At 66.2% G+C, this 580-nt stretch carries 1 protein-coding gene; it reads right to left on the bottom strand.

Translation table 11 applies throughout. The features are described from left to right. Window positions 1-580, bottom strand: a 580-nt coding sequence (locus ENSA5_RS38760; protein ID WP_506737594.1) for a transposase, incomplete at both ends; no start/stop codon positions are given.

The raw sequence follows: 580 nt of genomic DNA, 5'->3' as shown, positions 1-580 counted from the left end.
GTGAATCGCTCCTCGAAGCTCCGCGGCGCCTGATTCCAGCCCTGCCGGGCAAGCTTGCGCAGCCCCATGAACCGGCGCCCCTTCTGGCGAAGCTCCCGCTGGATCTCGATCTCGCGCTGACGCACCCTGGTCACCAGCTTGGCGTACAGCTCGTCGTCGTCGAGCTCGGGGAAGATCGGCGGCCGAACGAGCGTCAACGAGACCTCCTCAGGCATCTCGCCGCCCTCGTCAAATAGCCAGTCGGGCCGCTTGAAGGTCCGCGTCTCGCCAAAGCGCCAGGCGATGGTCGTAAACCCCGGCCACAGCCGCCCCCACTTCACGAGCCCGTCCTTGACAGGGTTCGTCAGGGTGTACACGAGGTCGCCCAGCGACTCGTCATCCGTTGGTCGCCGCGTATCGCAAGCGGCGTCGCCGCTCCAGAAGCTGTCGGACCGCCCGAGCTGCGCGTTGCGACCTCGGGCGATCAAGCTGTGCAGGAGCTGCTTGAAGGGCACGAGGTTGCCGTGCGGATCGGTCACATCCGTGTGGTGATGGTTCGACATCCACACGCTCGCGTGAACCTCGATCCCATGGAGCGCGG

Origin of the sequence: Enhygromyxa salina (assembly GCF_002994615.1) — a bacterium.
Lineage (GTDB): Bacteria > Myxococcota_A > Polyangia > Nannocystales > Nannocystaceae > Plesiocystis > Plesiocystis salina_A.
Note: the sequence above shows the minus strand (reverse complement) of the source record. Positions and strands in the feature narration are given on the sequence as shown.